Annotated in this window: 1 protein-coding gene; it reads right to left on the bottom strand. The window is 63.1% G+C overall.

Annotated features, from left to right (window positions below; all coding sequences use genetic code 11):
* On the bottom strand, nucleotides 1-260 hold a 260-nt coding region (locus tag L687_RS23960; RefSeq protein WP_040569558.1), incomplete at both ends, for an efflux RND transporter permease subunit.

Genomic DNA, 260 nt, shown 5'->3' on the forward strand with positions numbered 1-260 from the left:
GATCGGCAGGAAGACCGCCACTGTCGTGATGGTGGACGCCGTGATCGCCATCGCGACCTCGCGCACCGCGAGGCGGATCGCATCGCCCTTGTCGGCATCGCCCACGTAGTGACGTTTGATGTTCTCGATCACGACGATGGAGTCGTCGACCACTCGACCGATCGCGATAGTGAGCGCACCGAGGGTGAGCACGTTCAGCGAGTAGCCGAACGCCTGCAGCCCGATGAAGGTGATGAGCACGCTGGTGGGGATCGAGATCG

It is taken from the genome of Microbacterium maritypicum MF109, assembly GCF_000455825.1.
Lineage (GTDB): Bacteria > Actinomycetota > Actinomycetes > Actinomycetales > Microbacteriaceae > Microbacterium > Microbacterium maritypicum_A.